Genomic DNA, 17,817 nt, shown 5'->3' on the forward strand with positions numbered 1-17,817 from the left:
AGCGACGCTCCCATATTCGGGCGAAATGACCGTTGGCGACTGGCTCGTACTGTTCCTTCCCGGCGTCAGCTGTGCTAACGGCAGCGGCATCCGGCCGGCCGGGCTTTCGAATGCCCCACCGGCTTCCTGCTCGCCCTCTTCCTTGCCCCTTCCCTGCCAGGAGCCTCCCATGGCCGTTGCCTCCAAGAACATTCCCGCCCCCGATCGCGTTGCCCTGCGCACAGCCCTTCTCTCGGTGTCCGACAAGAGCGGCATCGTCGAGTTTGCCCGTGCGCTGCACGAAAAGGGTGTGGCGCTCGTTTCGACCGGCGGCACGCACAAGACGCTGTCGGAGGCCGGCCTGCCGGTGCGCGACGTGTCCGAGCTGACCGGGTTTCCCGAAGTCATGGACGGCCGCGTAAAGACATTGCATCCCGGCGTGCATGGCGGTCTGCTGGCAATTCGTGACGATGCCGAACACGTTGGGGCCATGGAGACCCATGGGATCGCTGCGATCGATCTCGCTGTTATCAATCTCTATCCGTTCGAGGACGTCCGTGCCAAAGGCGGGGACTACGCAACGACAGTCGAGAACATCGATATCGGCGGTCCGGCCATGATCCGCGCGGCCGCGAAGAACCACGCTTATGTCACCGTCATCACCGATCCCGCCGACTACGAGACGCTGATCGCCCAGCTTGGCGACGATGCAGCAACGACATTCGCCTTCCGGCGCCAGACGGCCGCCAAGGCCTATGCGCGGACGGCCGCTTACGACACGGCAATTTCGGGATGGTTTGCCGAAGTGCTGGACACGCCGATGCCGCGGCATCGTGCGATCGGCGGCGTGCTGAAGGAAGAGATGCGTTACGGCGAGAATCCGCACCAGAAGGCGGCTTTCTACGTTACCGGCGAGAACCGCCCCGGCGTTGCCACAGCGACCCTGTTGCAGGGCAAGCAGCTCTCCTACAACAACATCAACGACACCGATGCAGCCTTCGAACTGGTGGCCGAGTTTCCGCCCGAAACGGCGCCTGCCTGTGCCATCATCAAGCATGCCAACCCCTGCGGTGTGGCGACGGCAACGACGCTCGTGGATGCCTATCGGCGTGCGCTCGCCTGCGACAGCACGTCGGCCTTCGGCGGCATCATCGCGCTGAACCAGGAACTGGATGGCGCAACGGCGGAAGAGATCGTGAAGCTCTTCACCGAGGTCATCATCGCGCCTGCGGTCAGCGACGAGGCGAGAGCGATCATCGCGCGCAAGGCTAATCTGCGCCTGCTCGTTACCGGCGCCCTGCCCGACCCGCGTCTTCCCGGCCTGTCCGCGAAGACCGTCGCCGGGGGACTTCTGGTGCAGACGCGTGACAACGGCATGGTCGAGGATCTCGACCTCAAGGTCGTCACCCGTCGCGCTCCGACGGCGCAGGAACTCATCGACATGAAGTTCGCCTTCAAGGTCGCAAAGCACGTGAAGTCGAACGCCGTCGTTTATGCCAAGGATGGCCAGACGGTCGGTATCGGTGCCGGGCAGATGAGCCGCGTCGATTCCGTCCGTATCGCCGCAATCAAGGCTGAAGAGGCCGCGCGTGCGCTCGGGCTGGAAAAGCCGCTGACGATCGGGTCGGCCGTCGCTTCGGAGGCCTTTCTGCCATTTGCCGATGGTCTTTTGTCCGCCGTTGCAGCCGGCGCAACCGCCGTCATCCAGCCGGGTGGCTCCATGCGGGATGAGGAAGTGATCGCCGCGGCTGACGAGGCGGGTGTGGCAATGGTCTTCACGGGCATGCGCCACTTCCGCCACTAGCAGTAGATACGAAAAAGCTACCCTGTCCGGTCGCCCTTGTCGGCCGGATAGGGGGTCGTCAGGAGGATCAGGAGCCCGATGACGAGGAACGCGATCAGCGCCATCATCCCGATGCGCGCGGAACCCGTGGCGAGCGTCAGGGTCGCAACGCTGGCCGGCGCCAGAAACGAGGTTGCCCGACCCGACAGAGCGTAGAGGCCGAAATAGCGGCCGGCCTCTTCCGGTTCCACACTGCGGGCAAGGTACGAGCGGGCGGAGGCTTGCACCGGGCCGAATGCGATGCCGACAAGCAGGCCGAAAAGGATATAGGCTTTCTCCGCCGCCGTGCCGAACAGACAGTTGCTATCGGCGGTTGAGAGTTGCACGAGCCCGAACAGCGTAAAGCCGGGCCCTGTCGAGACGATGCCGATGGTGGCGACGATCAGGCTCAGCAGGCTGAGAACGACGATGGTCTTTGAGCCAAGCGCCGTATCGAGCTTGCTGGCAAACAGGCACCCGCCAATCGCCACGACGTTGAGAATGATGCCGTAGAGCCCAAGCTCAAGCGTCCGCCATGCGAACATGCCCGCCGCAAACGTCCCACCCAAAGCCAGAAGGCCGTTGACGCCGTCCTGAAAGATCATCCGGGCGATCAGAAACGTCAGGATGCCGCGCCGTTGCCGCAGGCCGAGGACCGTGCTTTTCAGGTCGGCAAGTCCCTCTGCAATCGCACGCCTTGCCGGTGTCGTCGTTTTCGGTGCGTCCGGTGTGAACAGGAACATCGGGAGGATGAACAGCGCATACCAAAGGGCCGCCAATGGTCCGGTGATGCGGGCATCAGCGCCGGTTGCTGGATCGAGGCCGAAGAGCGGGGCAATGCCGAGCGCCGTCAGTCCCGTCTCCGGACTGCCGGCTAAGAGAGCAACGACCGCGATCAGCACGATCATGCCCCCGAGATAGCCGATGCCCCAGGCGATGTTGGAGATACGGCCAGTGTCTTCCGGCGGCACCAGCCGCGGCATCATGCTGTCGTTGAAGACGATGGAAAACTCGGCTGCGATCGATGCGAGCACGATGCAGATGAAGGGCAGGACCAGCGGCGAGCCCGGCACCGCGAACCAGAGGGCCGACAGGGCCGAAATCTTGATGATCGCGAAGCCGGCAATCCAGGGCTTTCGTGCGCCCGTTGCGTCTGCCAGGGAGCCGAGGATCGGCGACATCACGGCGATGACGATGCCGGAAACGGTGAGCGTATAGCCCCACATTGCCTGTCCCGCTGCCGGATTGTCCGTCAGGCGGGAGACGAAGTAGGGGCCGAAGATGAAGGTGATGACGACGGTGAAGAAGGGCTGCGCCGCCAGATCGAACAGCATCCAGCCCCAGAGGCCGGCGCGGGCAACCTTGCCCCCGCCTGCCAGGTCCCGGCTTGCGCGTTCTCCCTCCACCGTTCCGGCCATCAGCCGGCCCGGTCTTCGGCGAGATCGCTCAGCAGGCCCGCCGCCACGGTGATCTTCGCAAGCGTCGTCTCTCCCTTCTCGGTCATCTGGGCCAGCTGCGTCACGACGCGGTTGAAGCGGTCGGCGTCTCCTTCCTGCCAGGCGATGACCGGTTCCTTCTCGCCCTTGCGCTGGGTCAGGGCGGCGATGGTGATGGCGCGGCGGGCGTCGGCGATATCGCTGACGCTGCGGGCGAGCGCCATCGCCTCATAGGGGTCGGTGGTGATGATACGCTCGGCCGAGGCCAGAAGCCGGCCGACCTTGAGGCTCTGCGTCACCGCGAAATAGCTCTGTGCCGTACGGGCAAGCGATGTTCCCGCAACCGACGAGATCTGCATGATCTCCGGCACGAGCGTGATGAGAAACAGCCGCGCGATGTCCTGCGCGAGCGCTTCCGGAACACCCTTTTCGACAAGGGCTGCGGCGCGGGCCTCGATCTCTGCGACCGCCTCGTCCGGCACGGCGCCGTGTGCGGCCGTGGTCAACTTCTCCAGCGCCTTGCGCAGCTTGTCGATCGCCTGCCCGAGAGGGCCGGTGCTGGCTCGGGTCCGAAGCGTGCGCTCGGTGACGATCGCGAAGATGCGGCCGACATCCTGATAGAGCTCGTTCTGGACAGAGCCGGGCACCACATTGTCGAGAGCATCGATCGCACGGTAAAGGCGCGGCAGGTCATAGCCGTCGCGCGTCAGCACGGCGGCCTTGACCACATCGGCCGGCAGAAAGCCCGTCTGGTCGATCATGGTCGAAACGAAAGCCGGACCGCCGCGGTTGATCACGTCGTTGCAGAGCAGTGTGGCGATGATCTCGCGCCGGAGGCGGTGGGTCTCGATATCTCCCTGATGCGCCTTCTGCATCTTGCCCGGGAAGTAGCCGATCAGCGTTTCATGGAAATAGGGATCGTCCGGGAGATCGCTATCGACGATCTCGTCAAAGAGCACGATCTTGGCATAGGAGAGCAGCACGCCGATCTCGGCCCGGGTCAGCGCCTTGCCGGACTGGTAGCGCTCGCTGAGCGCGCTGTCGTTGGGCAGAACCTCTACCTTGCGGTTCAGCAGTCCTTCCGCCTCAAGCCGCGTCATGAGGCGAGCGAGCGACGTGCGGTTGGCAGCACCCTGCATCTCGGTCAGCGAGATGGCGAGCGATTGCTGGTAGTTGTTATTGAGAACCAGAGACGCGACCTCGTCCGTCATCGAGGCCAGCAGCGTGTTGCGCTTGTCGCGTGTCAGGCGGCCGTCGCGCATGGCGGACGCCAGCGCGATCTTGATATTGACCTCGACGTCGGACGAGTTGACGCCGGCCGAATTGTCGATGGCGTCGGAATTGCAGCGGCCGCCGGCAAGACCGAAGGCGATGCGGCCGCGTTGCGTGACGCCGAGATTGGCGCCCTCCCCGATGACGCGCGCGCCGACCTCGTCCGCCGTGATGCGGATCGGGTCGTTCGCGCGGTCGCCGACATCGGCGTCGTTCTCGGTCGGGCCACGCACATAGGTGCCGATGCCGCCGAACCAGAGCAGGTCGACACGCGCCTTCAGGATGGCCGTCAGGATCTCGAACGGCGTCGCCTGTGTTTTCTCAAGCCCGATGGCGGCTGCCGCTTCCGGGGTCAGCTTCACCGATTTCTCGGTCCGCGGAATGATCATGCCACCCTTCGACAGGACGGAGCGGTCATAATCCTGCCAGCTCGAGCGTGGCAGCGCGAACAGCCGCTCGCGCTCGGCAAAGGATGCCGCAATGTCGGGGTCGGGATCGATGATGATGTCGCGGTGGTCGAAGGCGCCGATGAGGCGGATCTGGCGCGACAGCAGCATGCCGTTGCCGAACACGTCGCCGGACATGTCGCCGACGCCCACGACGCTGAACGGCGTCGTCTGGATATCGATGTTCATCTCGCGGAAGTGGCGCTTGACCGTTTCCCAGGCGCCGCGCGCCGTGATGCCCATTTTCTTGTGGTCGTAGCCGGCGGAGCCGCCGGAGGCGAAGGCATCGTCGAGCCAGAAGCCGGCGTCCTGCGCAAGCCCGTTGGCGGTGTCGGAGAAGGTGGCCGTGCCCTTGTCGGCGGCGACGACGAAATACGGATCGTCACCATCCAGCCGCAATGTATTCGCCGGGGGTACGATCTCCTGATCGACGATGTTGTCGGTAATCGACAGCATCGTGCGGATATAGGTCTTGTAGGCCTCGGTGCCGACGCGGAAGATCTCGTCGCGCGTGCCGCCGGTCGGCAGAAGCTTCGGAAAGAAGCCGCCCTTGGCGCCGACGGGCACGATCACGGCATTCTTGACCTGCTGCGCCTTCACCAGCCCGAGCACTTCGGTGCGATAGTCCTGTGCCCGGTCCGACCAGCGCAGGCCGCCACGGGCCACCTTGCCGAAGCGCAGATGGACACCCTCGACCTCGACGCCATAGACGAAGATCTCGCGGAAGGGCCGCGGTTCCGGCAGGCCGTCGAGGAGCTTCGGATCGAACTTGAACGCGAGCATGATACGCGGTTCGCCCGCTTCGTCGCGCTGGAAATAATTGGTGCGCAACGTCGAGAGAACGGCGTTCATCATGCGTCGGAGAATACGGTCCTCGTCGAGGCTGGGAACGGCGTTCAGCGCCTCTTCGAGGCTCGTCTGAAGGCTGGACACCGCGCCTGTTCGCGCCTTTTCCTCTGTCGTCGGATCCATGCGCGCCACGAAGAGCCGGAAGATGTCGGCAGAGATCGCGGGATATTTGTTCAGCGTTTCCGCAATCAGCCCCTGAGAATAGGGAATTCCGGCCTGACGGAGATAGCGCGCATAGGCGCGCAGGACCGTGACGTCACGCGCATTGAGGCCGGCAAGCAGGATCAGCCGGTTGAAGGCGTCGTCCTCGATCTTGCCGGTCCAGGCGGAGAGGAAGGCTTCTTCAAGCAGCGGGCCCATGGACGAGATGTCGAGCGTCTTTCCATCGCGGTGGATCAGCTCCATGTCGTGGAGAACCACAAGCCGCTCGCCTCTCGCATCGGAAACGTCGAGGTCGTGGGTCTGCTCGCTGATGACCCGGAAGCCGAGATTTTCGAGCAGAGGCACGCGCTGGGACAGCGAGACCGCGTGATCGGCATGGAAGATCTTCAGCTCGAGACGATCCGCGTTCGACGTGTCCTCCCCGGCCGTTTCGGATGGCGCATCCGGTGCCAAATGCGGCCTATGGCGCTCGTAGAAGGCGATGCGGATCGGGTCGTCCGTTCGCACGGCAGCGATATCGGGCAGGTCGGCATAGGCCTCCGCAGGGGTGAAGGCTGCCTGATAGCCTTCGTTCACGCTTAGCGATACGCCGTCGCGGCGGGCCAGCAGATGGAAACGATCGGACCAGCGCGTGACGATCTCGCGCACGGCATCTTCCAGCGTGCTCTGGGCGACCTGAGGCGTCGTGCCGCCGGAACGGCCTATGATGAAGTGAACGCGGGCGAGCCCGCCGGCCGGAAAGGCCGGATAATAGGCAGAAACCCGTCCTTCATACACATCTTTGAAGACATTGCCGATGCGCTCGCGCACGCGGGAGTCATACTGTTCGCGCGGCACATAGACGATGATCGAGACGAAGCGATCGAAGCGGTCGATGCGCGGCAGAACGCGGACGCGCGGACGATCGGCGAGCTCGTTGATTTGCTCGCAGAATGTCTGTAACTCCTCGACGTCGATCTGAAACAGGTCGTCGCGGGGGTAGGATTCGAGCGTGTTGATCAGCATCTTGCCCGAGTGGCCGTGCGGATCGAAGCCGAAGTGCTCGATGACACGCCGCACTTTCAGTCGCAGCAACGGGATGTCGGAGGCCGAGCGTGTATAGGCCGTGGAGGTGAAAAGACCGACCACCCGCAGCTCGCCGATCACCTTGCCCTCTGCATCGAAGCGCTTGATGCCGATGTAATCCATATAGGCGCGGCGGTGGACGACGGCTTTCGTGTTCGCCTTGGTGACGATCAGGAAATCGGGACCCTGCAGGAAGGCGAGAATTTCAGGCGTGGTGACCACGGCGTCATGACCCTGCCGCAGGACGCGGACATTCGGATCGGAGAGGATGCCGAGGCCATGACCGGTGCCGCGATCGAGCGTCGCTTTCTCGCCATCGCCGGAATAGCTGTATTCGCGCATGCCGAGGAAGGTGAAGTTGTCGTCGCGCAGCCATTTCAGGAAGGCGAGCGCCTCCTTCCGGTCGGCGTCGCGGTCGCTTGCCGTCTGTTCTTCCAGTTCGCTCATGGCTTCGCCAAGGAGCGCCTTCATCGGCTCCCAGTCGCCGACGGCCTGGTGAACCTGAGCAAGGACGGTCTCGATCCCGGCAACCAGCGCTTTTGCTTCTTCGGGTACGAGATGACTGAGGTGGATCTGGATATGGCTGACACGATCGGCCGGATCGCTCTCCTCCTCGGGATCGAAGAGCACGGGCTCGGCACCCTTCGAAACCACGAGGATCGGGTGGACGGCGAGCGAAAGGTCGCGGTGGCGGCTCGTGACCTCGCCCATGATGGAGTCATAGAGGAAGGGCATGTTGCGGTCGGTCACGCAAAGGACGGAAACCGGCGCGCCGCCGGGCTTCACGCTCTCCAGATCCGTCACGGTCACGCGGGATGTGTCCCTCTTGCGAGCGGTCACTTCCCTGTAGGCATGGGCGGCGGCGGCGGCAAGCATGCTGGCGTCATAGGCGGCGATATCGTCGGGACTCGCGCGTCCAAAGAGGATGGCCGGCGACAGGAAGGGTTGGCCAAGGCGTTCCGCCGCCTGCTCGATCTCACCGATCAGCCGCGTTTTCTTCGGATGATGTCGTGTGCCCATGATGCTTCGTCCTCCAGCCGTTGTTTGGCCTGAACCTAGCAGAACAAATCGCTTTTGCGACCGCTAAGCCTGCCTGTTTCTGTCAAAGCGCCGATGGCGTCCTGTCGTACGGATCGGATACCGGGGTCGCCGGGATCAAACGTACATGCTCTCCTTCCATGTGCAGTTGACAGCAGCATGACCGTCGGGCGATCTGGCGACAGAGCCTTCGAGAGAAAGACCTGCTGCATGTCCGAGACCGCCGCCGGTGCCGTCATTGTCATCTCCAGCCATGTCATGCGGGGATCCGTTGGCAATCGGGCAGCCGTTTTCGCGCTGGAGACGCTGGGATTTACGGTATGGGCCGTACCGACCGTCATTATGCCCTGGCATCCCGGTCATGGACGCTCGACACGGATGGCGATCGATCCGGATACGTTCGATGCGATGCTTCGCGATCTCGCTGCATCTCCCTGGGTGGGAGAGGTCCGCGCCGTATTGTCCGGCTATCTCGGCAATGCGCAGCAGGTCGAGGCGGTGGCCCGGCTGGTCGAGGCGCTCAAGGAGCGCAACCCGCACCTTATCTATGCCTGCGACCCCGTCATTGGCGATCGCGGCGATCTCTACGTGCCGGAAGCGGTGGCCACGGGTATCCGGGACAGGCTGCTGCCGCTGGCGGGGCTCGCCACACCCAACCGGTTCGAGCTGTCGTGGCTCTCCAATGCTGCGCTCGACAGCAATGCGGCCATTCTGGATGCGGCGCTCGCGCTCGGGCCATCGCGCATGCTGGTCACGTCGGCGGTCGCGATGATGAACGGCAGCACCGGCAATCTTTACCTCTCCGGTCATCATGCCCTGCTTGCCGAGCATCGCCTGGTCGATAATCCGCCAAACGGGACGGGCGACCTGATGGCCGCGCTCTTTCTGGGGAGGCTGCTGGAAGGCCAGAGCGAGGAGAAGGCGTTGCAACTGGCGACTGCCAGCGTGTTCGAGATGGTCGCCCGCTCGGCGCGACGCGGCGCGGACGAGCTGACGCTGCAGCAGGACGCGCATTGCCTGACCGGACCGATGTCCCTGGTGCAGATGCGGCGACTGATGCATCCCGCGCAGACACGAAAGCGCTGATGCTCAACCTGCGCACGTGGTCTTCGTGCCCGTGGCGGCGCGAATTAACCCAGCTCGCCGCGTTACTCTTGCCTCTTCGGGCAAACGGCGCTTAAACACGGGACAGCAAAAAGGGCACAGGCACATGTATCAATTTCCAGAGCACCTTCTCGGCGGTTATCAGAAGTTCATGAGCGGCCGGTTTTCCGAGCAGCAGGCGCGTTACAAGACGCTGGCTGAAGCCGGACAGCAGCCGAAAACGCTGATTGTCGCCTGTTGCGACTCCCGCGCCGCGCCGGAAACCATCTTCGACAGCGGGCCGGGCGAACTTTTCGTGGTGCGCAACGTCGCCAACATGGTTCCGCCTTACGAGCCCGATGGCCAGTATCATTCGACCTCGGCGGCGCTGGAATTCGCGGTCCAGTCGCTGCGCGTCAAGGACATCGTGGTTATGGGTCACGGCCGCTGCGGCGGTATCAAGGCGGTGCTCGACAGCAGCGCCGAGCCTTTGTCGCCTGGCGACTTCATCGGCAAATGGATGAACTTGCTGAAGCCCGCGGCCGAGCAGATCGCAGGCAATGACATCATGACGGCGGCAGAGCGTCAGCGCGCGATGGAGCATGTGTCGATCCGCAATTCCATCGTCAACCTGCGCACGTTCCCCTGCGTCCAGATCCTCGAGCAGCGCGGCAAGCTGCAGCTGCACGGTGCCTGGTTCGATATTTCGACCGGTGAACTGTGGGTGATGGATCCGAAGTCGGGTGATTTCGCTAGGCCTGGAACCTGATCACGCATTCTGGATCGACACGATAAAAGGCTGCATGGTTGACCATCGCAGCCTTTTTCATGCTTCTGCGTGAGCCGCATACGAAAAAGCCCCGGAACGCATCGGCGCCGGGGCTCGTCCGTCAGAAAAATCCGATAATGTCAGCCGTCGATGTCGGCAGCGATCTGGGCGATGGCCTGCTGGTAGACGCTGGCTGCGTTCCAACCCTGAATGGCGCCGAAATTGGCCTGGCCTGGCTGATAGCCGCCACCTGCCCGCCAGCCGTGGCCGCGCAGGAAGTTTGCCGTGGAGGCCAGCGCATCGGCCTTGGAGCGAACCATGTCGACATGGCCGTTGCCATCGCCATCGACGCCGTACTTCACGACGTTTGCAGGAAGAAACTGCGTCTGCCCGATTTCGCCATGGGCGGCGCCACGGGCATCCGTGGACAGATCGCCGCGCTGGACGAGCGTCAGGGCCGCATAAAGCTGATCGGTGAAATAGTCCGAACGACGGCAGTCATAAGCGAGTGTCGATACGGCCGAGAGCGTGTGCTCCTTGCCCAAGAAGCCGCCGAATCCGGTTTCCATGCCCCAGATCGCGATCAGCGGGCCGGCCGGCACGCCGTAGCGCTGTTCGATAGAGGAAAAGAGAGCCGCGTTCTGGGCCTTCATTTTCTTGCCACGCGATATGATGGCAGCGCCACCGCGTTTTTTCATGAACTCGTTCAGCGAGAGCTTGAAGCTTTTCTGACCGCGATCGGCGCGAATGGTGGCCGCGTTGTACTTTACGTTGGCGAAGGCGCGGTCGAGGACGGCGGGGCTGATGCGGCCGGAGGCCTCCTGCTTGAAGTCCTGAACCCAGGCGTCGAAGCCGGCAGACGTGTTGCCACAGCTGGCAGCAAATGCCGCCTGCGGTGCGAGGGCGGCTAGCGCAAGGCCTGCCAGTGCGAACGTCTTCTTCAGCATAAAAAACCCCGTAGCCCTGCTTCTGATGGTCGACAACCTTGCCGTCTGGCAGAGGCAGCGCCTTGATGTTTCACGTGAATCCGTCCGTGAGCGTCCGTCTTCAAATTTTCGGTAACCCGCCATTCCTGTCCCGGCGGCGGATTACCTCGTCTCTCTGCCGTCTATCAGGCAGCCTGCTTCTTGGCCGTGATCAGCCCGCGGGCGACCAGCAGTTCCGCGATCTGGATCGCATTGAGAGCCGCGCCCTTGCGTAAGTTATCGGACACAACCCAGATGTTCAGGCCGTTTTCGACCGTCGCATCTTCACGAATGCGTGAAATATAGGTCGCGTCTTCACCAGCGCTTTCGTAAGGCGTGATGTACCCTCCATTTTCGTGCTTGTCGATGACAAGGCAACCGGGAGCTTCGCGCAGAATGTCGCGGGCCTGATCGGCGGTGATCTCGTTCTCGAATTCAATGTTGACCGACTCCGAGTGGCCGATGAAGACAGGAACGCGCACGGCCGTGCAGGTGACCTTGATCTTCGGGTCGAGCATCTTCTTGGTCTCGGCCAGAACCTTCCACTCTTCCTTCGTGTAGCCGTCTTCCATGAAGCTATCGATGTGCGGAATGACGTTGAAGGCGATGCGCTTGGTGAACTTCTTGCTCTCGACCGGATCGGCGACGAAGACGGCGCGTGTCTGGTTGAAGAGCTCGTCCATGCCGTCCTTGCCCGCACCGGAAACCGACTGGTAGGTCGAAACGACGACGCGCTTGATCTTTGCGAAGTCGTGCAGCGGCTTCAGTGCGACGACGAGCTGCGCCGTGGAGCAATTCGGGTTGGCAATGATGTTGCGCTTGGTGAACTGGGTGATTGCATCGGGGTTCACTTCCGGCACGATCAGCGGCACGTCGGCATCATAGCGCCATGCCGAGGAATTATCGATGACCACGCAGCCTTGCGCGGCGATCTTCGGAGAATACTTGAGCGAGACCGCGCCGCCGGCCGACATCAGGCAAATGTCGGTGTCGGAGAAGTCGTAGTTTTCGAGGTTCTTCACCTTCAGCGTCTTGTCGCCAAAGGACACTTCGGTGCCGTGCGAACGGGCAGAGGCGAGCGCCACGACCTCATCGACGGGGAAGCCTCGTTCGGAAAGAATGTTGAGCATTTCGCGCCCGACATTGCCGGTGGCGCCTGCTACGGCGATCTTGAAACCCATTGTCTTGCTCTCTTTCTCTTCTCTCCGCGGAAGCTGGGGGAGAAACCCGGATCGCCTGCGGCGCGGGCTTCGCGTCCCCGGCCGTGCCGGGGAGAGAGCGGTGGGCCAGAGACGTCAGACGGTTTTCGTCGTCGTTTTGGCCGTGTTTGTGAAAAGTGCGGACATGGGTTCTGGCGCTCTCGCCGAAGCAAGACCGTTTGCGCAGCCGATGATGGACATTCGACGAAGCATGAACCCTTCCCTTTCCGCTGCTGCTCATATTCATTCCAGCGGTAAAGTCAAGGTTTTTCACGGGTGTTGGCAACGGGCCCGAAAAGTCGGCTCCCGTAAGTCTGTCCTTAGACGAAAGTCATAATCCCAAAGCATCCCTGCCCGTTCCGCAAGCAATCTGGCATTCTTGCCCATCGGTGTATCCCGCAAGCCGATCGAGGAGGATCGGTGGGATGCATGCGTTGATTTTGGGAGGACGAAGAGAATGGCAAATGTGACATCCGTGGGCCGGACGAAGGCCGCACCGATGACCGGGGAGGAGCGTAAGGTCATCTTCGCATCCTCGCTCGGCACCGTGTTCGAGTGGTATGACTTCTATCTCTACGGCTCGCTCGCCGTCTATATCGGCGCGACCTTCTTCAGCCAGTACCCGGAGACGACGCGCAACATCTTCGCGCTGCTCGCCTTCGCCGCCGGCTTTCTCGTGCGGCCCTTCGGCGCTCTCGTCTTCGGGCGGTTGGGCGATCTCGTCGGGCGCAAATATACCTTCCTCGTCACCATTCTCATCATGGGCCTTTCGACATTCCTCGTCGGCATCCTGCCGGGGGCTGCCTCCATCGGCATTGCTGCGCCGATCATCCTGATCATCCTGCGCATGCTGCAGGGTCTGGCGCTCGGTGGCGAATACGGGGGTGCTGCGACCTATGTGGCCGAACATGCGCCACATGGTCGGCGCGGCTATTTCACGTCCTGGATCCAGACCACCGCGACCCTTGGCCTGTTCCTGTCGCTTCTGGTCATCCTCGGCGTCCAGTTTGCGGTGGGCAAGGAAGCCTTTGCGGCCTGGGGCTGGCGCATCCCGTTCCTCGTCTCTGTCGTTCTTCTCGGTGTCTCCGTGTGGATTCGCGTGAAGATGAACGAATCGCCGGCTTTCAAGAAGATGAAGGCGGAGGGCAAGACGTCGAAGGCGCCGCTGAAGGAAGCGTTCGGCACGTGGAAGAACGCCAAGATCGGCATTCTCGCGCTGTTCGGCGCCACCATGGGTCAGGCCGTCGTGTGGTATTGCGGACAATTCTACGCGCTGTTCTTCCTGCAGAATATCCTGAAGGTGGACGGACAGTCCGCCAACATCATGGTGGCCATATCGCTTCTCGTCGGCACGAGCTTCTTCGTCATCTTCGGCCTGCTCTCCGACAGGATCGGCCGCAAGCCGATCATCATGGCGGGGCTGCTGCTTGCCATGCTGACATATTTCCCGCTGTTCAAAGCCATGACCTGGACCGCAAACCCGGCGCTGGCAGAAGCGCAGGCGACTGTCCGCGCGACGGTAACGGCCGATCCGGCAGATTGCACCTTCCAGTTCAATCCGACGGGCACGGCGAAATTCACGACGTCCTGCGACGTGGCCACTGCCTTTCTGACGCGCAACTCCGTGCCTTACGATATCGTTTCCGGCCCGGCGGGCCAGCCTGCCGCCGTCAAGATCGGTGACGCGACAGTGCCGAGCTACGATACGGTGGCTGCCGGTGCGGATGCCAAGGCGAAGGCTTCAGCGTTCGAGAAGGGCATCAATATGGCGCTGCACGATGCGGGCTACCCGCTTCAGCGGGGGGCGGCAAAGGTGCCGGACAGCAAGCTCGACGGCTTCGTCGCAGCCAACCCGGAACTGTCGCTCGATCCGGCAACGGTGCGCGCCTCGGCGCCTGCCACGATGACGGCCGACGAACTGGTGGCCGCCAAGCTGCTGACGGCCGATGAAGCCGCCGGCGTTACCTCCATGCCGGTCTACACGGTGGCGAATGGCGGGACCTATTCGATGGTCGCCGATCCGCAGCAGGTTAACTGGATCGGCACCATCGCCATCCTGACCGTTCTCGTCATCTACGTGACCATGGTCTACGGTCCGATCGCCGCCCTGCTGGTCGAACTGTTCCCGACCCGCATCCGGTACTCCGGCATGTCCCTGCCCTACCACATCGGCAATGGCTGGTTCGGCGGCCTGCTTCCGGCCATGGCCTTTGCAATGAGCGCAGCCAAGGGCGACATCTATTACGGCCTCTGGTACCCGATCATCTTTGCAGGCATCACGCTGGTCATCGGCCTTCTGTTTCTGCCGGAAACGAAGGACCGCGACATCCACGCCATGGATTGAGCGAGACCCTCATCGGCAAGACATGAACCCGGCGAGCCCACTCGCCGGGTTTCTTCGTCAGACGTTTTCCTGGTTCGCGAACTGCGTCTTCGGCCTTGGCCAGCCCTTGTCGTCGAGCCGGAAGACACAGTTCTGACGGGCGAAGAGGAAGGCGATCATCAGGGCGCTCCAGAGACCGACGAGCAGGCCGGCGGCCACGTCGCTCGGATAATGCGCCCCGACGACCACACGGGTGACGCCGATGGTGAGCGCGCCCAGCGCAAAGAGGATCCGCAAACGCGGGGCCAGCATGGCAAAAGCCCCGAAGAAGGAGCCGACGGCTGCGGAGTGGCCGGAGGGGAAGCTCTGGAACAGCCATTCCGAGGCGAAGGGCGTCAGGCTATAGGCGCCAAGGTCGGAGAAGGCCTCCGGCCGGGCGCGGCCGATGAAGAATTTGAGAATGTGCACCACGGCGCTCGCGGTGCCGATCGTTACGAGGAAATAAAGCGACAGACGTCGCGCCGCCCTCGCCTTCTCGGCAAAGCCGTGGCTGCTGACGACGCGTGCAAGGATATAGGCAATGATGACCAGCGTCGCGGAGCCGTAGATCATCCAGGCGAAGGTGCCGAAATCCGTGATGCGCGCGTTGAAGGCGACGAAGGGTTCCGGTAGCGCCTGCGCCGATTGCGACAGGCGCGGATCGAACGGAACCAGTGCGACGACGAGGGCGACGGCGCTGAGCAGCAGCCAGACGGAAGAGGAGATCGGCCTTTTCATGATGTTCCTTGTCTGTCTCCGTCTGAACGATCTTGCGGAAAGTGTTTTCGCGTTTGCTGAAGTCAACCGTCAGACATGAAAATGCCCCGGTCTCCGAGGGGAGCCGGGGCATTTGGCGTGTTATTCAGGAATTTCAGGCTGAAAGTGCCTTGAATTCGGCCAGGATCGCGTCGCCCATTTCGGTGGTGCCGACCTGCCGCGCGCCGGGCGCCATGATGTCGCCGGTGCGGATGCCCTGATCGAGCACGTTGGCGATCGCCTTTTCCAGACGATCTGCTTCGGGGATCATGTTGAACGAGTAGCGCAGGCACATGGCAAAGGACGCGATCATCGCGATCGGGTTGGCAATGCCGCGGCCGGCGATGTCGGGGGCCGACCCATGAACGGGCTCATACATCGCCTTACGCTTGCCCGTGGTCTCGTCAGGCGCACCGAGCGAGGCGGAAGGCAGCATGCCCAGCGAGCCGGTGAGCATGGAGGCGACGTCCGAAAGCATGTCGCCGAACAGATTGTCGGTGACGATGACGTCGAACTGCTTGGGCTGGCGCACGAGCTGCATGCCACCGGCATCGGCCAGCATATGATCCAGCTGCACGTCGGAATATTTCTCCTTGTGCGTCGCGGTGACGACCTGGTTCCAGAGCACGCCGGACTTCATGACGTTGCGCTTTTCCATCGAGCAAACGCGGTTCGAGCGGGTGCGGGCGAGCTCGAAGGCGACGCCGGCGATGCGCTCGATCTCATAGGTGTCGTAGACCTGCGTGTCGATGCCGCGCTTCTGGCCGTTGCCGAGGTCGATGATCTCCTTCGGTTCGCCGAAATAGACGCCGCCCGTCAGCTCGCGCACGATGAGGATGTCGAGGCCTTCAACCAGCTCGGGCTTCAGCGACGACGCCGCCGAAAGCGCGGGATAGCAGATGGCGGGTCGCAGGTTGGCAAACAGCTGCATGTCCTTGCGCAGGCGCAGGAGGCCGGCTTCCGGGCGCGCTTCGTAGGGCACGTCGTCCCACTTGGGGCCACCGACGGCGCCGAAGAGCACGGCATCGGCTGCCATGGCCTTGGCCATGTCGGCGTCCGAGATGGCGGCACCATGGGCATCATAGGCCGAACCGCCGACGAGACCCGTCTCGGTGACGAAGCCTGCACCGGCCTCGGTGTTCATGTGCTCGATGATCTTGACGACCTCGGCCATGGCCTCCGGACCGATGCCGTCACCCGGCAGAAGAAAAAGTGTGCGCGTGGACAAGGAGGCCTCCCAATAGCTTTGACCGAACGGATTGCGGATATCCCGCGATGTGCCGGTTCTTTAGCGCATGTCGTGCGGCAGGAAAATGCCGCCTCGCCAAGAATAAGACCTGTCGTGTCAGGATTTGGCGAGAGCGACGGCAGAGAGACCGCCCAGCCAGTCGAGATAGCGGGCATAGGCTAAATGGAGAGCGATGCCGACGAGCACGAACAGGGTCCCGACCACCGGATCCTTGCCGGTGACGAACAGCAGGACCTGGCCGATCATAGCCAGGATCGTTCCGAAGATGAAGACGGGCAGGGAGTGGCGGCCGATCATGACCAGCGGATTGTCGAGACGCAGACGCGACAGACGATTGAACACCGGGGTGATGGCAAGGAGGTAACCGAGCGCGAGAACATGAAGAAGGCGGGTCAACGACAGGAAGGTCTTGTCGAAGCCGGTCAGGACCGCTGGCAGGCCATGAGAGAAATCGATGGACCACCAGGAGAACAGCACCCAGGCGAAGGAGACGCCGACGTAAAGGGCCGCGACCGAAACGAGAGCCGGGTGGCGCGGCAGAGAAAGGCCGGTGCGGCTGCGCATCATGGCGACGAGGCCGATGGCAAACAGGAACTGCCAGGAAAAGGGGTTCAGGAACCAGTAGTTATGATCGAGGAAGTTGATCGGCACGATGTGGAAAATGCCAGCGAGGAGCCAGACCAGTGCCGAGATGCCGATGAGGAGGGTGGGGCTGATCTTTTGCAGGAGCAGCATTCCGGGGAGCATCAGGAACACAACCGCATACATGGACAGGATATTGTTATAGCCGAACTGGTGACCGAGCAGGACCATGGCGACCACGCCCTGCTCCGTGTTGTCGACCATGGGGCGGATGTTGATCTCGCCGATCAGGTCCTGACGGTTGAAGTAGAGGGCGCCACCGGCGAAGATCGCGAGCGTGATGATGCTCGACATGATGTGGGCGATGTAGAGCGTGAAGGCACGGCGCCAGATGCGCAGGCTGAGCGCCAGCCGATTGCCGGGCAGGAACTTGCGCCCATAGGCAAGGCCCGCCGAGAGGCCGGAGATCAGCACGAAGGCTTCCGCCGAATCGGAGAAGCCGAAGTTCTTCGTCGTCAGATATTCGAGATACTGGCCCGGCACGTGGTTGATGAAGATCATCAACAGGCAGATGGCCCGGTAGGTATCCAGACGCGTATCGCGTTCGCCCGGAACGGCGACACGCGTTAAAGCCGGTGTCGGCGCTGGCGCGGACACCGGCTGCAGCAAGGGCGGCAGCAGGGCCGGAGACGCGGTGCGCAGCACCGGAGGTGTTTCTTGAAGCATTCGAGGTCTCATGCGGATCTTGGCGCCCCAGCCCCTCAACCTCGCCGATATCGTTCA

General features: G+C 62.7%; 11 protein-coding genes. 4 read left to right on the forward strand and 7 right to left on the reverse strand.

Annotated features, from left to right (window positions below):
- Positions 1–169: 169 nt before the first annotated feature.
- Positions 170–1,783 (forward strand): bifunctional phosphoribosylaminoimidazolecarboxamide formyltransferase/IMP cyclohydrolase, encoded by a 1,614-nt coding sequence (gene purH / locus BSG19_RS22190; RefSeq protein WP_092990186.1) that lies wholly within the window; start codon positions 170–172, stop codon positions 1,781–1,783.
- A 17-nt stretch (positions 1,784–1,800) separates the two neighbouring features.
- On the opposite strand, the gene BSG19_RS22195 is transcribed toward purH, so the two are convergent.
- Together BSG19_RS22195 and BSG19_RS22200 are read right to left on the reverse strand one after the other, a co-directional pair.
- Positions 1,801–3,135, reverse strand: a complete 1,335-nt coding sequence (locus BSG19_RS22195) for an MFS transporter (protein WP_244529385.1) — start codon at positions 3,133–3,135, stop codon at positions 1,801–1,803.
- Positions 3,136–3,218: 83 nt separating this feature from the next.
- On the reverse strand, positions 3,219–8,051 hold the full coding sequence (locus tag BSG19_RS22200; RefSeq protein ID WP_092990188.1) for an NAD-glutamate dehydrogenase: 4,833 nt from the start codon (positions 8,049–8,051) through the stop codon (positions 3,219–3,221).
- A 228-nt stretch (positions 8,052–8,279) separates the two neighbouring features.
- Here BSG19_RS22200 and pdxY point away from each other — a divergent pair, with 228 nt between their 5' ends.
- On the forward strand, positions 8,280–9,155 hold the full coding sequence (gene pdxY / locus BSG19_RS22205) for a pyridoxal kinase PdxY (protein WP_092990189.1): 876 nt from the start codon (positions 8,280–8,282) through the stop codon (positions 9,153–9,155).
- A gap of 124 nt (positions 9,156–9,279) precedes the next feature.
- Entirely contained in the window at positions 9,280–9,921 is a 642-nt protein-coding gene (locus tag BSG19_RS22210; protein WP_092990190.1) for a carbonic anhydrase, read from the forward strand.
- Between the two features lie 140 nt (positions 9,922–10,061).
- On the opposite strand, the gene BSG19_RS22215 is transcribed toward BSG19_RS22210, so the two are convergent.
- Together BSG19_RS22215 and BSG19_RS22220 are read right to left on the reverse strand one after the other, a co-directional pair.
- Entirely contained in the window at positions 10,062–10,868 is an 807-nt protein-coding gene (locus BSG19_RS22215) for a lytic murein transglycosylase (protein WP_092990191.1), read from the reverse strand.
- Between the two features lie 164 nt (positions 10,869–11,032).
- On the reverse strand, positions 11,033–12,067 hold the full coding sequence (locus BSG19_RS22220) for an aspartate-semialdehyde dehydrogenase (protein WP_092990192.1): 1,035 nt from the start codon (positions 12,065–12,067) through the stop codon (positions 11,033–11,035).
- 475 nt (positions 12,068–12,542) lie between these two features.
- Here BSG19_RS22220 and BSG19_RS22230 point away from each other — a divergent pair, with 475 nt between their 5' ends.
- The gene (locus tag BSG19_RS22230) at positions 12,543–14,429 is read left to right on the forward strand and encodes an MFS transporter (RefSeq protein ID WP_092990194.1); all 1,887 of its coding nucleotides are present in this window, start codon (positions 12,543–12,545) and stop codon (positions 14,427–14,429) included.
- Positions 14,430–14,486: 57 nt separating this feature from the next.
- Here BSG19_RS22230 and BSG19_RS22235 read toward each other — a convergent pair whose 3' ends face one another.
- The 3 genes from BSG19_RS22235 to opgC all read right to left on the reverse strand — a co-directional run bounded on the left by BSG19_RS22235 (position 14,487) and on the right by opgC (position 17,760).
- Entirely contained in the window at positions 14,487–15,185 is a 699-nt protein-coding gene (locus tag BSG19_RS22235) for a phosphatase PAP2 family protein (protein WP_092990195.1), read from the reverse strand.
- Positions 15,186–15,318: 133 nt separating this feature from the next.
- Positions 15,319–16,431: a 3-isopropylmalate dehydrogenase gene (leuB, locus tag BSG19_RS22240; protein WP_092990196.1), complete on the reverse strand. Its 1,113-nt coding sequence runs from the start codon at positions 16,429–16,431 to the stop codon at positions 15,319–15,321.
- Positions 16,432–16,548: 117 nt separating this feature from the next.
- Positions 16,549–17,760: an OpgC family protein gene (gene opgC, locus BSG19_RS22245; protein ID WP_092990197.1), complete on the reverse strand. Its 1,212-nt coding sequence runs from the start codon at positions 17,758–17,760 to the stop codon at positions 16,549–16,551.
- Positions 17,761–17,817 lie beyond the last annotated feature (57 nt).

The organism is Rhizobium sp. NFR03, assembly GCF_900111275.1.
GTDB lineage: Bacteria > Pseudomonadota > Alphaproteobacteria > Rhizobiales > Rhizobiaceae > Ferranicluibacter.

Bases quoted from the DNA above. Each gene is read 5' to 3' on its own strand.
- purH (WP_092990186.1), top strand. From the start codon at position 170: ATGGCCGTTGCCTCCAAGAACATTCCCGCCCCCGATCGCGTTGCCCTG.
- BSG19_RS22195 (WP_244529385.1), bottom strand. From the start codon at position 3,135: ATGCTGTTCGATCTGGCGGCGCAGCCCTTCTTCACCGTCGTCATCACC.
- BSG19_RS22200 (WP_092990188.1), bottom strand. From the start codon at position 8,051: ATGGGCACACGACATCATCCGAAGAAAACGCGGCTGATCGGTGAGATC.
- pdxY (WP_092990189.1), top strand. From the start codon at position 8,280: ATGTCCGAGACCGCCGCCGGTGCCGTCATTGTCATCTCCAGCCATGTC.
- BSG19_RS22210 (WP_092990190.1), top strand. From the start codon at position 9,280: ATGTATCAATTTCCAGAGCACCTTCTCGGCGGTTATCAGAAGTTCATG.
- BSG19_RS22215 (WP_092990191.1), bottom strand. From the start codon at position 10,868: ATGCTGAAGAAGACGTTCGCACTGGCAGGCCTTGCGCTAGCCGCCCTC.
- BSG19_RS22220 (WP_092990192.1), bottom strand. From the start codon at position 12,067: ATGGGTTTCAAGATCGCCGTAGCAGGCGCCACCGGCAATGTCGGGCGC.
- BSG19_RS22230 (WP_092990194.1), top strand. From the start codon at position 12,543: ATGGCAAATGTGACATCCGTGGGCCGGACGAAGGCCGCACCGATGACC.
- BSG19_RS22235 (WP_092990195.1), bottom strand. From the start codon at position 15,185: ATGAAAAGGCCGATCTCCTCTTCCGTCTGGCTGCTGCTCAGCGCCGTC.
- opgC (WP_092990197.1), bottom strand. From the start codon at position 17,760: ATGCTTCAAGAAACACCTCCGGTGCTGCGCACCGCGTCTCCGGCCCTG.